This is a genomic window from Tenacibaculum pelagium, from assembly GCF_014062345.1.
Lineage (GTDB): Bacteria > Bacteroidota > Bacteroidia > Flavobacteriales > Flavobacteriaceae > Polaribacter > Polaribacter pelagius.
On sequence record NZ_JACGLS010000001.1, the window covers coordinates 150,714 to 163,536 of the forward strand.

General features: G+C 30.2%; 14 protein-coding genes. 9 read left to right on the forward strand and 5 right to left on the reverse strand.

Annotation, left to right across the window (positions count from 1 at the left end; all coding sequences use genetic code 11):
- Positions 1-86: 86 nt before the first annotated feature.
- Positions 87-758 carry a DUF2461 domain-containing protein gene (locus tag H3Z83_RS00670; RefSeq protein WP_182123553.1) on the forward strand — a complete coding sequence of 224 codons (672 nt, stop codon included), beginning with the start codon at positions 87-89 and terminating at the stop codon, positions 756-758.
- Here H3Z83_RS00670 and H3Z83_RS00675 read toward each other — a convergent pair.
- A complete protein-coding gene (locus H3Z83_RS00675; RefSeq protein WP_182123554.1) occupies positions 750-2,087 on the reverse strand; it encodes an MATE family efflux transporter in 1,338 nt (445 codons plus the stop codon). The genes H3Z83_RS00670 and H3Z83_RS00675 overlap by 9 nt on opposite strands.
- Positions 2,088-2,189: 102 nt before the next feature.
- Between H3Z83_RS00675 and H3Z83_RS00680 the strand changes: the two genes are divergently transcribed.
- The 4 genes from H3Z83_RS00680 to H3Z83_RS00695 are packed head-to-tail and all read left to right on the forward strand — an operon-like array spanning position 2,190 to position 4,823.
- Positions 2,190-2,582 carry an acyl-CoA thioesterase gene (locus H3Z83_RS00680; RefSeq protein WP_182123555.1) on the forward strand — a complete coding sequence of 131 codons (393 nt, stop codon included), beginning with the start codon at positions 2,190-2,192 and terminating at the stop codon, positions 2,580-2,582.
- Between the two features lie 30 nt (positions 2,583-2,612).
- The gene (locus H3Z83_RS00685) at positions 2,613-3,731 is read left to right on the forward strand and encodes a DEAD/DEAH box helicase (protein WP_182123556.1); all 1,119 of its coding nucleotides are present in this window, start codon (positions 2,613-2,615) and stop codon (positions 3,729-3,731) included.
- Positions 3,731-4,357, forward strand: coding sequence for a trimeric intracellular cation channel family protein (locus tag H3Z83_RS00690; RefSeq protein ID WP_182123557.1), 627 nt, complete (start codon positions 3,731-3,733; stop codon positions 4,355-4,357). The genes H3Z83_RS00685 and H3Z83_RS00690 overlap by 1 nt, the downstream gene beginning before the upstream one ends.
- A 4-nt stretch (positions 4,358-4,361) precedes the next feature.
- A complete protein-coding gene (locus tag H3Z83_RS00695; RefSeq protein WP_182123558.1) occupies positions 4,362-4,823 on the forward strand; it encodes a MaoC family dehydratase in 462 nt (153 codons plus the stop codon).
- A 56-nt stretch (positions 4,824-4,879) separates the two neighbouring features.
- Here the strand turns inward: H3Z83_RS00695 and H3Z83_RS00700 are convergent, their stop codons facing one another.
- A complete protein-coding gene (locus tag H3Z83_RS00700; RefSeq protein WP_182123559.1) occupies positions 4,880-5,311 on the reverse strand; it encodes a hypothetical protein in 432 nt (143 codons plus the stop codon).
- Positions 5,312-5,426: 115 nt separating this feature from the next.
- Between H3Z83_RS00700 and H3Z83_RS00705 the strand changes: the two genes are divergently transcribed.
- Positions 5,427-6,002 carry a LysM peptidoglycan-binding domain-containing protein gene (locus H3Z83_RS00705; protein ID WP_182123560.1) on the forward strand — a complete coding sequence of 192 codons (576 nt, stop codon included), beginning with the start codon at positions 5,427-5,429 and terminating at the stop codon, positions 6,000-6,002.
- A 180-nt stretch (positions 6,003-6,182) separates the two neighbouring features.
- Here H3Z83_RS00705 and H3Z83_RS00710 read toward each other — a convergent pair whose 3' ends face one another.
- Entirely contained in the window at positions 6,183-7,394 is a 1,212-nt protein-coding gene (locus H3Z83_RS00710; protein ID WP_182123561.1) for an RsmB/NOP family class I SAM-dependent RNA methyltransferase, read from the reverse strand.
- 61 nt (positions 7,395-7,455) lie between these two features.
- On the opposite strand from H3Z83_RS00710, the gene recG reads away from it, so the two are divergent.
- Positions 7,456-9,552, forward strand: coding sequence for an ATP-dependent DNA helicase RecG (gene recG, locus H3Z83_RS00715; RefSeq protein WP_182123562.1), 2,097 nt, complete (start codon positions 7,456-7,458; stop codon positions 9,550-9,552).
- 4 nt (positions 9,553-9,556) lie between these two features.
- Here the strand turns inward: recG and H3Z83_RS00720 are convergent, their stop codons facing one another.
- Positions 9,557-9,955, reverse strand: coding sequence for a hypothetical protein (locus tag H3Z83_RS00720; protein ID WP_182123563.1), 399 nt, complete (start codon positions 9,953-9,955; stop codon positions 9,557-9,559).
- A 102-nt stretch (positions 9,956-10,057) separates the two neighbouring features.
- On the opposite strand from H3Z83_RS00720, the gene H3Z83_RS00725 reads away from it, so the two are divergent.
- The gene (locus H3Z83_RS00725) at positions 10,058-10,717 is read left to right on the forward strand and encodes a class I SAM-dependent methyltransferase (protein ID WP_182123564.1); all 660 of its coding nucleotides are present in this window, start codon (positions 10,058-10,060) and stop codon (positions 10,715-10,717) included.
- Between the two features lie 89 nt (positions 10,718-10,806).
- Positions 10,807-11,241, forward strand: a complete 435-nt coding sequence (locus H3Z83_RS00730) for a hypothetical protein (protein ID WP_182123565.1) — start codon at positions 10,807-10,809, stop codon at positions 11,239-11,241.
- Between the two features lie 70 nt (positions 11,242-11,311).
- On the opposite strand, the gene H3Z83_RS00735 is transcribed toward H3Z83_RS00730, so the two are convergent.
- Positions 11,312-12,802, reverse strand: coding sequence for a hypothetical protein (locus tag H3Z83_RS00735; protein WP_246337430.1), 1,491 nt, complete (start codon positions 12,800-12,802; stop codon positions 11,312-11,314).
- Positions 12,803-12,823: the final 21 nt, after the last annotated feature.

A 12,823-nucleotide genomic window follows, 5' to 3' on the forward strand; every position in this document is an offset into this window, starting at 1 on the left:
AAAATTATTTATAAAAATCATAAACGCTATTGATGTAATTCAGTAGCGTTTTTTTGTATCTTAGATTTTTAAAATTCGAATTTTTTATGCAATTAGATAAAACCGCTTTTCAATTTTTAAAGGAGTTAAATAACAATAATAATAGAGATTGGTTTGCTGACAATAAAAAGCTATATGATGCTTCTTTAGCAAACACAAAAGATGTCTTTTCTAACATACATCAAAATTTAGAAAAGCATGATGATATTGAAAAGCAAAAAATATATCGTATTTATAGAGATGTTCGTTTTTCTAAAGATAAAACGCCTTATAACCCAAGATTTGCTGTTTCTTACTCTAGAAGTGGGAAACAATTACGAGGTGGTTATTTTTTACAAATTAAACCTGGTGATACTGTTTTAGGGGGTGGATTTTGGCAGCCTGAAAAGGATGATTTATTTCGTATCCGTAAAGAATTTGAATTAGATGATTCAGAGATTAGGGATATTTTAGCTGAAGAAAAATTTGTAAAATATTTTGGAGGTAAATTAGAAGGCGAGGAGTTAAAAACAGCTCCAAAAGGATTTGACAAAGAACATAAATCCATCGATTTAATTCGTAAAAAAGGATTTATAGCTGTTCGTAAGTTTACAGATAAAGAAGTTCTTTCTCCAAATTTCATCACCGAAATAGATAATTCATTTAAAGCTTTACGTCCTTATTTTAATTTAATGAGTGATATTTTAACAACCAATTTAAACGGGGAGAGTTTAATTTAAATTCAATCTTATTTCCTTTTTCAAGTATAAATAGGTAACCAACGTTGATAAAATATCAGCTATTGGAAAAGACATCCATACACCATTTACACCATAAAATTTAGGTAATATATAAACTAGTGGTATTAAAAAGATTCCTTGCTTTAATAACGTAAGTATTAATGCAGGAAAAGCCTTTCCTGCTGCCTGAAAATATGCAGAACCTATTAATTGCGTAGTAATAACTGGTGTTGCCAAAAAAGCAATGATTAAAGCATTTGGTGTTAAACTTAATAGTTCTTTATCATCTGTAAAAACACTTACTAATTGATCTGGAAATAGCATAATTCCAATAAAAACTAGCGTAGCTATTCCAGTTCCATAAAGAATAGATGTTTTAATCGTTTCTTTTACACGTTTAGAATCATTAGCTCCGTAATTATAACCAGCAATAGGTAAAAAGCCTTGTGTTACTCCTAAAACAGGAAATAAAGCAAACATCATAACTCTATTAATAATTCCATAAATAGCGATTGATATTTCTCCTCCGTATTTGAATAAAGTATAATTTAAGATGATAATTAATAAGCTTATGGTACCTTGCCTTATAACAGTTATACCCCCCAATGCTACAATTTCTTTTAAAATTGATATGTTAATTTTAAAATATTTAGGAACAATTTTAAGCTCCGTATTTTTTGATAAGAAAAACCATAGCACAAACAAACCGCTTACAGCGTAAGAAATGGAAGTTGCTAAACCGGCTCCAAACATTCCTAAATCCATAATTTTTATAAAAACTATATCTAGTATGATATTAGAAATTGCTGGGAAAATCATGGTAAACATTGCATAATTAGGTTTACCTACAGCTCTTATTACTGGATTTCCCATCATGGCAAATGCTAAAAAAGGAACTCCCCAAATAATTACATGAAAATATTCGGTTGCAGGAAATACAATATCTCCATTTGCACCAAATAATTGTAGAATAGGGAAGCAAAAAAAAGTACCTATAAAAACAAATAAGAAAGATAACGCAACTGTTAAACTAATTTGATTACCAAAAACTTCAAAAGCTTTCGGTATGTTTTGTTTTCCTAAGGCCCTAGAAATTATTGAACTTCCTCCAATACCAATTCCCATACCAATAGATGAAATTAAAAAAGCTATAGGTAAAACAACTGTTATTGCCGCAATTGCCATAACGCTAATCCATCTTCCAACAAAAATGGTGTCAACAATCATGTTTAAAGACATCACTAAAATTCCAATTGAAGCAGGAATAGCTTGCTTTAACAAGAGTTTGCTTATTTTTTCTGAGCCAAATTTGCTGGTTATTTTGTTCATATTTAATTTCTAGCACTCGAATATCTAAAATATTCTAATACCGAAACCAAATCACACTAACATTTAAGTAATAATTAACACCAATCGTTGTAAGTTTGTTAAATGAACTTTTTTGAAAAGAAACACATAGTATCTCCTCTTGAAATAGATGAATATAACCACGTAAATAATGTAGTTTATGTACAGTGGATGCAAGATGTATCTAACGATCATTGGCATTTATTAATCAAAGATATTCCAAAACCTGATTATGTTTGGTTTGTAATCCGTCATGAAGTTGATTATAAAAGTCAAGCAATTTTAGGTGATGAAGTGAGAATTAATACTTGGGTAGGGAAAACAGAAGGAATAAAATCTATCCGCCATTATGAAATTTATAAAGGAGAAACTCTTTTAGTAAAATCGCAAACTACTTTTTGTTTGTTAGATGCTAAAACACAAAGACCTAAAAGAATTACACAAGAAATTAAAAACCTATTATTACCTGTAAAATAAGCAATATCTTTGCACTTATAAATATAGAAAATGACAACATTTAAAGCATTAGGAGTAAGAAACGAATATGTTAAAGGATTAAAAGAGTTAGGAATAACAACTCCGACGGATGTGCAAAGAGAAGCAATACCTTATTTATTAGAAAATAACGCTGATTTTATTGGGTTAGCTCAGACTGGAACAGGAAAAACAGCAGCTTATGGTTTGCCAATTCTTCATAAGATAGATGCTTCTAAGAATACTACACAAGCGTTAATTCTATCTCCAACAAGAGAGTTAGTGCAGCAAATAAAAAAACAACTATTTAAGTTTACTAAGTATGTAGATGATAGAATTTTTGTTGAAGCTGTTTATGGTGGAGAGAAGATTGAACGTCAAATAAAAAACTTAAAAAGAACTACCCATATAATCGTAGCAACTCCTGGTCGTTTAATTGATTTAATAGAACGTGGTGACGTTGATTTAAAAAATATTCAAACTTTAGTTTTAGATGAAGCCGATGAAATGCTAAGCATGGGATTCAAACTAGAGTTGAATCGTATTTTAAAATATACCTCAGGAACTAGAAAAACCTGGTTGTTTTCTGCAACAATGCCAGAAGAGATTAGAAGTATTGTAAAAAAATACATGAATGCTTCAGCAAAGCAAATTGAAATTAATAAAAACACATTGGTAAATGCCAATATTACACATCAGTTTGTACAAACTACAATTCCTGAAAAAGTAAATGTTATTATTAAGTTTTTAGAAAAAAGACATGCTGAAAGAGGTATCATCTTTGCTAGAACCAAAGCAGGAACTCAAAAAATAACTAAGCAGTTAAAAGAGGAAGGTTTTTCGGTTGAAGCTTTAGAAGGTGATATGCAACAGAAAGAGCGTGATAAAGTAATGCGTGCTTTTAAAAATGAGAGCCTTCAGGTTTTAGTTGCTACAGATGTTGCAGCAAGAGGTATCGATGTGCAAAACTTAGGATTTGTAGTTCATCATCAATTACCAGAAAAATTAGAATATTATACACACAGAAGTGGGAGAACTGCAAGAGCAGGGAAAAAAGGAGTTTCTTTAGTTTTAGTTCTAAACAATGAAAGAAGTAAAATTAAAGAGGTTGAAAGAACACTACAAATTCAAATTTCTGAAATAAATATCTAATGAATATTATTTACGCCATAGACATTGCTGGTACTTTTGCATTTGCTATAAGTGGAGCATTGGTTGCGATAAAAAAAGACTTTGATGTTTTTGGAGTAATTATTATTGCCTTTGTTACTGCAGTTGGTGGAGGTATGATTCGTGATGTTTTAATTAATGCACATCCAATAAATTGGATTGGAGATATTAATTATATCTGGACAATCTTAACCGCTGTAGCTATAACTTTTCTATTTAAAAGTAAAATAGCTCCACTTAGAAAAACAATGTTTTTGTTTGATACCATTGGTATAAGTGTATTTACCTTACTTGGTTTGCAAAAAGGACTAGCCTATAATTTGCATCCATTTGTTGCTTTAGTTATGGGAATGGTTTCAGCTGTTTTTGGTGGTGTAATAAGAGATGTACTTACTAGAAAAGTTCCACTAATATTTAAAAAAGAAATTTACGCTTCAGCATGTTTAGCTGGTGGGGTAATCTATTTAGTTCTATTAAAATTTAATATTAATGAAGATGTTCGATTTATAATTGCAGCATCAGCAATTATTTTGATTAGAACCGTTGTCGTTAAATATGAATTAGAATTACCTAGAATTAAGAAAGATATATTAGGAAACAAAAATTAATAACATGAGTAAATTAGTTCTTTCAAATTTAAATGAATTAGAAAGTTTACATGGAAAATCATTACCAGTAGGTGAGTGGTTTACCGTAACTCAGCAAATGATTAATGATTTTGCCAATGCTACTTTAGATAAACAATGGATTCATGTTGATGAAGAAAAAGCAGCTAAATATTCGCCAACAGGAACAACCATAGCTCACGGATTTATGTCGGTTTCTATGCTATCAGAGTTAATTTCAGATTTAATAGAAATTAAAAGTGTAAAAAAGGGATTGAACTATGGATTAAATAAAGTTCGTTTTCCTAATTCAGTACCAGTAAATAGTAAATTACGGTTAGTTAGTTCAATAAAACATATTGAAGATATGCATAACGGAAAAAAACTAACTTTCGATTGTAAAATAGAAATTAAGGGGCAAGAAAAACCAGCTTGTGTAGCCGAATTTATTTTTGTTTTGTTTGAATAAAAAAACGCTGCCTAAAAACATAGACAGCAAATAGAATATTTAAAATTTAGTTTTCTTTAAGAAAGCCAACCTTTTGCTTCAGATTTTTTAGCATAGTAGTATAAGAAAACTCCAATAATAATTACCATTATTGGCATAACCATTCCACCAGGTCCATATACTTCGGCAGCTCTACTCATAAAAAAATTATAAAACATTTGAATTACAATACCAATTAATGAAATTAAAAAAACTGGTTTTGCTAGTTTCTTTTTCATCAAAAGTAAAACACATCCAAGTAGTCCTGCAAAAACTGCAATAGCAAAAGCGGCTGTATACCAAGCAGGAATATCATCGTATAAAGCTCTTTCTGCTTCTGGTAATGCAGCCTTCATCTCATCAGTCATATAGGCTTGAGCCACATATGCCATTACACCCATAGCGTTCCATATTAAAGCAATAATACCTGTTACCCAAAATACGGTATTGGGTTTGTTTGAATTTGTCATAAGAAAATTTTTAAGTTAGTTGATGTTAAAAATAAGTAATTAACTGAACTAAATCAAAACTTGAATTTTACGTAAAGATTTATATATTTGAGAATGACTATTTAACATTACTGTTATGAAAGTAAAATTAGCTTTAATTATCACTCTTTTTTTTGGTATAAATATTTTTTCGCAAAGCAATAAACTTCCTGAAGGATGGGATCAGATTTTATTAGAAGGTAAACCTGCTTATATGAATTTAATTACTGGTGATGTTTCTAAAAAAAGACCTACTAAGCCAGCCACTAAGCCAATTAAAAAGAAAGAATTTGATCCAACAATAACACACATAGTTAAAAAAGGCGAGACACTAAGTAGTATTGCCAGGAAGTATGGTTTTAATTTGGCAAAATTGTATCAGTTAAATAATATGACCAATTTTGACAATGTAGAAATTGGTGATGAAATAGTGATAGGTTATGTTAAAAATGAAAAAGAGAAAGAAGCTTTTTTTAAAGGGAATATAAATTCTTCAGATAATGTACCTGAGAGTATAGATGAAGTTAAGAATAATAATCACCATGTTGTTGCTTCTGGTGAAACATTATATAGAATTGCCACAAACAATAAAATATCAGTAAATAAATTAAAAGCTTTAAATAACTTAAAGAACAACGCCATTTTTGTGGGTCAAAAGCTAAGAATTAAATAATCAATCTTAAAATACTGTTAAACTGAATGATTTATCGTAACGAATTAAGAAAACCATCGTCATATAAGTGTAATTACTTAACGAGTTAGTTTAGTGATTAGTTAGTTTTTAATAGTTGATTGAAAAAAGGCTCGAGATATTATAATCTCGAGCCTTTTTAATTTTATTGAATTGTATTGTTTACTTTCTAACTAATTGAGCCATATAAAATCCATCATAACCAGATTGATGAGATAACACTTTATGGTCTTTAACAAAAGTAAAGTCTTTTCCTTCGTCTGAAGCTAAGAAAAATTCAACTTGCTGTTGATTTTCTGATGGTAATACAGAACAAGTGGCATATACTAATTTACCACCAGGTTTAACCATTTTAGAATATTTTTGTAGAACTTCTTGTTGTACTCCTTTAATATTTTCTAAAAATTCTGGTTGCAATTTCCATTTACTATCTGGGTTTCTACGAATAACTCCTAAACCAGAACATGGTGCATCAATTAAAACTCTATCCGCTTTTCCATGTAATTTTTTAATCACTTTTGTAGAGTCGATAACTTTACAATCTATATTATGTACTTTGTTTCTACGAGCTCTAACTTTTAATTTTTTTAATTTGCTCTCGTAAATATCCATTGCTATAATTTGCCCTTTATTTTCCATTAAAGAAGCAATATGCAGTGTTTTACCACCTGCACCTGCACAAGTATCAATTACTTTCATACCAGGTTCAACATCTAAGTAAGAAGCTACTAATTGTGAAGAAGCATCCTGTACTTCAAAGTAACCTTTATGAAAAGCCTCTGTTTTAAAAACATTAGCACGCTCTACTAAACGTAAGGCATCATCATGACCTGCTATAAATTCAGTATCAATTCCTTCTGCTTTTAAGTCTTTTTGTAAGTGTTCTTTCGTTACATTTAAAGTGTTTGTACGTAAAATAACTTCCGCTTTTTTATTTAAAGCAGCAATTTCTTTCGTCCAAATTACTTCTCCTAATTCTTCAACACCTAATTCATCAATCCAATCAGGAATAGACTCTCTAAATTTTCTGATTTTAGATAGCTCATCAAAGCGTCCTTTTATTCTTCTTGTAGGCGTATCTTCAATTTGATTCCAATCCGGTAATTTAATTCCTCTTAAAACACACCAAACAACAAATAAACGCCATAAATCAGGACGTGCATAAGGTACTTTTACATTTGCAATTTCAGCATATAAACGTTGCCATCTAACAATATCATATATGGTTTCTGCAACAAACTTTCTATCGCGTGCTCCCCAACGTTTATCTCTTTTTAAAGCTTTTTCTACAGCCTTATCAGCATATACTCCGTCATTAAATACGTCACGTAAACTATCAATCACAGCATACGTTAAATTTCTATGTAATCTCATTTGATGAATTTAAGAGTGCAAAGATAGTTGATTTTAATGGCTTTTTGTATTTTCGTTCTTAATGAATTTAAATCACCCTGTAACATATATAAAAGGTGTTAGTGTTGCTAGAGCAGAGCTATTATATACCGAATTAGGTATTAAAACTTGTAACGATTTATTGCACCTTTTTCCGTTTAGATATATCGATAAAACTCAGTTTTATACGATTAATCAATTACAACAAAATTCTTCTGAAGTTCAGATAGTTGGTAAAATTACTGGGGTAAAAGAAGTAAAGCAAAAAAGAGGAAGTAGGCTGGTGGCTACTTTTGCTGACGCTACAGGTTCTATCGATTTAGTTTGGTTTAAAGGAGCTAAATGGATTAAAGATAGTTTAAAAATTGATACACCTTATGTAATTTACGGTAAGTTAAACTGGTATAATAACACAGCCAATATGCCGCATCCAGAAATGGAAACGGTTAAAGAGTATAAGAGTAAATTGCAAATGGCAATGCAGCCAGTATATCCATCAACTGAAAAGCTAAGCAATAAAGGGATTAGTAATAAGGTGATGCGCAGCATGCTCCAAAATTTATTACAACAAGTTTTTAGTAATATTGAAGAAACACTTCCTAACAGTTTATTAAACGAACATCAGTTATTAGGAAAGCGAGATTCATTGTTAAATATACATTTTCCTAAAAATCAAGAATTATTAGCCAAAGCTCAGTATCGATTAAAGTTTGAAGAGTTATTTTTTATTCAGATGCAATTATTGCAAAAGAAACTCATCAGAAAATCAAAAATTAAAGGATATGTTTTTGAACAGGTAGGAGAGGAGTTTAATAACTTTTATAAAAACCATTTACCTTTTGATTTAACAAGCGCTCAGAAAAGAGTTTTAAAAGAAATACGAAAAGATATTGGCTCTGGTGCACATATGAATAGATTGTTACAAGGTGATGTTGGCTCTGGTAAAACGATTGTAGCTTTATTGTCTATGCTAATAGCGATTGATAACGGATATCAAGCAACTATAATGGCGCCAACAGAAATTTTAGCCACACAACATTACAACGGAATAGTTGAATTACTCGCTGAAACTGATATAAAAGTTGATTTACTAACTGGGTCGAGTAAAACTAAAAAAAGAAGAGAGATTCATGCAGGATTAGAAGATGGAACTTTACATATTTTAATAGGTACTCATGCAATTTTAGAAGATAAAGTAAAATTTAAGAATTTAGGAATTTCAATTATTGATGAACAACATCGTTTTGGAGTAGCACAACGCTCTAAAATGTGGCAAAAAAACGAATTACCACCGCATGTTTTAGTAATGACAGCAACCCCAATTCCTAGAACATTAGCAATGTCTGTTTACGGTGATTTAGATATTTCAGTAATTGATGAATTACCTCCAGGGCGTAAAGAAATTAAAACTGTACATCGCTATGACAGTAATCGTTTAGGGGTATTTAAATTTTTAAAAGATGAAATAGCCAAAGGCCGTCAAGCTTATGTTGTATATCCATTAATTCAAGAATCGGAAGCAATGGATTATAAAGATTTAATGGATGGTTATGAAAGTATTGTTCGCGATTTTCCTGCTCCAGAATATCAAATAAGTATTGTTCATGGTAAAATGAAACCTGCGGATAAAGATTATGAAATGAATCGTTTTGTAAAAGGCGAAACGCAAATAATGGTAGCTACAACGGTTATTGAAGTAGGAGTTAATGTACCTAATGCTTCTGTTATGGTTATAGAAAGTGCTGAACGTTTCGGATTGAGTCAACTACATCAATTAAGAGGTAGAGTAGGGCGTGGAGCTGAACAGAGCTACTGTATTCTGTTATCTAGTTATAAACTTTCTTCTGATGGTAAAACTCGTTTACAAACCATGGTCGAAACTACTGATGGTTTTAAAATTGCTGAAGTTGATTTAAAATTACGTGGACCCGGTAATATTATGGGAACTCAGCAAAGTGGAGTTTTAAATCTTAAAATTGCTGATGTAGTGAAAGATACCTCAATATTATATGCTGCCCGTCAAACAGCAATAAATGTATTACAGGATGATCCTGCTTTATCTAAGTCAGAAAATGCTAGTTTATTAAAAGTTTTTACTCAAATTCAGAAAACAAGTGGTCTTTGGAGCAATATTAGTTAATTTTTTAAAATTCAACAGTAATTGAAGTATCATGATATTTTTTATTACTAACAAAATAATCGTATTCGATAAATAAAATCTTTTTATATTTTCCTTTTAAAATAGATTTATAGTATTTCAATTCATCAATTGATTTTGCATTGTGTAAAACTCGTTCATCATTATTGTTAACCTTACCATGAATGGAAATCTGATAAATACTTTTTAGTTTTGAACCTTTGTAACTAGTAGAAAAAACAATTTTATCTACTTTAAATATCTGTTCTTGATTGTTATACTTTTTAGGGTTTTTATAAAATAGATTTTTGTATTTCTCTTTTATCTTATTCGTTTTTATATTTGTTTTTTGAGCATAAGAAACTCCACATGTCGCTAAAATCAATAAAATTATTATTTTCTTCATTTTAATTAAGTTTTTGATTATGTGATGATTACCTATAAAGCTACTAAAAATAAATTAAAGTTATGAATTTAGATCTTACAATAATCTGCATTACAGTTAATTATGGTTGAAAAAGTAAAAAAGCCATGGCCAACAAAAAAGGCAATGGAACAAGTTTATGAAATGAATCTTTGGGGAGGTAACACATCAGAGTTTTATTCTGGAGAAGGCTCTCACAAAGCAAATATTATTGAACCATATTTAGCTGTGATAAGGTCATTTTTAAAATCATTTAAAGAACCACTTACAGTGTGTGATTTAGGCTGTGGTGACTTTAATGTAGGGAAAGAGTTAGTTCAGTATTCGAAAAAATATATAGCAGTTGATATTGTTCGAAATCTTATAGAGTATAATAAATCTGTTTTTCAAAAGGACAACTTAGAGTTTCATTGTTTAGATATAGCAAAGGATGATTTACCTATGGGAGATTGTGCCATAATAAGGCAAGTGTTACAGCATTTATCAAATAAAGAAGTGAAAAATGTAGTAGAAAAACTATCCGTTTTTAAATACATTATTTTAACTGAACATGTTCCTGAAGGAGAATTTATTCCTAATAAAGATATTATTTCAGGACAAGGTATTCGATTAAAAAAACAAAGTGGTATAGACTTGTTAGTTTCTCCATTTAATTTAAAAATTAAAAAGAAAAGACAATTATTGAGAATTCCTTTAAAAAACAAAAAAGGAGTTATTATTACTACTCTGTATAAAATGTTTTAGAAAACAAAAAACATTAAATTATAATTTTTTACTTTTAAGGACGTTCTATTAACTAATTAAAAATCAATAATTCCAAATCTTTAACCCTTATGAAAAAAATAATCCTTTTAGCAACTTTATTTATCTCTGCAGTTGGTTACTCTCAAATAGAGTTTATTGATACTGCCAGAACAGAAGTAGTAGCACATGTAGAATTTGTATACATAGAAAAAGTTGGAGACGAATCTTATAGTATATTTTATAAGAATATGAATGACCCAATAAATGAATATGTATCATTTACATTTAAAAACGAGAATGATGACTTTAATAAATTACATCAGTTTTTGGTAAGTGGTTTTGAAAATCCGGGACAAGTATATAAGGTTAAAGCAAATGGAGACGCTGTTTATTTTAGATACGAACGTCAAGATGATAATGAAGTAAAAGTTCAAATAAAACAATATATAAGTAGAGATCCTGATGTAACTACGGTTTCTAAATTTATTAGTGTAGATGAAGTAAATAAGTTATTTCAAAAATAATTTCAATTTATAATAAAAAAGCAGCTAATAAATATTTATTAGCTGCTTTTTTATTGAATCAATTATATAATTACTTCATACTTAAAAAAGAAAAGTTATAACTCATCCCGAAATTTAAATAAGTGCTACTTAAACTACCGCCACGAGCTTTAACATATCCAAGACCTCCTCTTATATTTAATTTATCTGTAAGTTTATAATTTATTCCCATACTTGGCTTTACAATTAAACCTTGCCCTGTACTAATTCCACCACCTCCAGCAGCTCCTCCTAACACTTGAGCAAAAATAGATGTCGTATTGTTAAAAAATGTATTTGATTGTACACCTAAACCAACAATACCTTCAGCATAAGCACCAGCATCACCAAAATTAGCAAAAGATGTTTGTCCTGCTCCGTAGATGTATTTGTTTAAGAAAAAGTTGATCTGCAACGATATTTGATGCATGTTTTGATTAAATCCACCATTTCTAGCAGCATCAAGATATAAATCTTGTTTTATTATTGCTTCAAAACCTTTAAGTTTTCCGTTATCAAATTCTCTTTGATCAGAAATAGTTCCATCTTTATCTACATAATATTTTAAACCAAATCCTAGAGTAGAGGAAATAAAGTGAGAATCTGGACTCATCATGTACCCTTTATTAATAGAAGCGTAAACATTATCAAATAACTTTTGTTCTATCGATAAGTCTGGGTAAATTAAAAAACCTCCTTTAGTATCAACGCCACCGCCACCTCCGGCACCGACTCCAAATTTCGCTAAGATATTCGTTCGGTTTTTATTCATTGATAAATGATAACCTCCTCCTAAGAAAACATCCATATAACCAGCTTGAATACCATGATAAGCACCGTCAGCTTTTACAAAAAAGAAAACATTATCATTTACATAAGAATTCAATTCAAATCCTGCTAAGCGAATTGTACGCCCTTTAATCATTTCTCCTCCAGTAAACTGAGATTCACCCTTAACTGATAAATTATTTAAATGCACTAAAAGAGAAAGTCTATTTGCTTGAGACTTCCATGAAGACTCTTTTAGATTTTCAATTGAAAAACTATTTTCTCTATCCTTAAAGTTAGATGCTTCGAATGATAATGGAATTTGAACAGCAACATTAAACTGATTGCTATTAATATCTCCACCATCAAAAAAGTTAACATAGCTATATCCTGCTGTAGCAGAAAAATGTTTAAAATCGTATCCTAAATTAAAGTGAGGTAATATGAATGCGCCTCCACCATCAGGTGCAGCAGCTCCACCACCTCCTCCAAAATGGAAGCCAGCATCGATAAATAATTTATCTGTTAATTTTTGTTGAATACCTGCGTTAACACCTAAGGTAAAAAAACCACCTCTAATACCACCTACAGCACCATAAAGTCCAACACCAGCATAACTCCAATCATTGAGTTTTAAATTATAATGAAGCCCTGTGAAATCCATATTAGCTTCATTGTCTGGCATTTTAATAGATAGAAAGTCTACTTGTCCAAAACCTATTTGGGTCTTTTTTTCTGGGGCTTCAGTTTGAGCATAAAAAAAATGAACACTCATAAAAAAACTTAGTATGAGTGT

Coding starts and splice junctions, on each gene's coding strand:
- H3Z83_RS00670 (WP_182123553.1), top strand. CDS start 87: ATGCAATTAGATAAAACCGCTTTTCAATTTTTAAAGGAGTTAAATAAC.
- H3Z83_RS00675 (WP_182123554.1), bottom strand. CDS start 2,087: ATGAACAAAATAACCAGCAAATTTGGCTCAGAAAAAATAAGCAAACTC.
- H3Z83_RS00680 (WP_182123555.1), top strand. CDS start 2,190: ATGAACTTTTTTGAAAAGAAACACATAGTATCTCCTCTTGAAATAGAT.
- H3Z83_RS00685 (WP_182123556.1), top strand. CDS start 2,613: ATGACAACATTTAAAGCATTAGGAGTAAGAAACGAATATGTTAAAGGA.
- H3Z83_RS00690 (WP_182123557.1), top strand. CDS start 3,731: ATGAATATTATTTACGCCATAGACATTGCTGGTACTTTTGCATTTGCT.
- H3Z83_RS00695 (WP_182123558.1), top strand. CDS start 4,362: ATGAGTAAATTAGTTCTTTCAAATTTAAATGAATTAGAAAGTTTACAT.
- H3Z83_RS00700 (WP_182123559.1), bottom strand. CDS start 5,311: ATGACAAATTCAAACAAACCCAATACCGTATTTTGGGTAACAGGTATT.
- H3Z83_RS00705 (WP_182123560.1), top strand. CDS start 5,427: ATGAAAGTAAAATTAGCTTTAATTATCACTCTTTTTTTTGGTATAAAT.
- H3Z83_RS00710 (WP_182123561.1), bottom strand. CDS start 7,394: ATGAGATTACATAGAAATTTAACGTATGCTGTGATTGATAGTTTACGT.
- recG (WP_182123562.1), top strand. CDS start 7,456: ATGAATTTAAATCACCCTGTAACATATATAAAAGGTGTTAGTGTTGCT.
- H3Z83_RS00720 (WP_182123563.1), bottom strand. CDS start 9,955: ATGAAGAAAATAATAATTTTATTGATTTTAGCGACATGTGGAGTTTCT.
- H3Z83_RS00725 (WP_182123564.1), top strand. CDS start 10,058: ATGGTTGAAAAAGTAAAAAAGCCATGGCCAACAAAAAAGGCAATGGAA.
- H3Z83_RS00730 (WP_182123565.1), top strand. CDS start 10,807: ATGAAAAAAATAATCCTTTTAGCAACTTTATTTATCTCTGCAGTTGGT.
- H3Z83_RS00735 (WP_246337430.1), bottom strand. CDS start 12,802: ATGAGTGTTCATTTTTTTTATGCTCAAACTGAAGCCCCAGAAAAAAAG.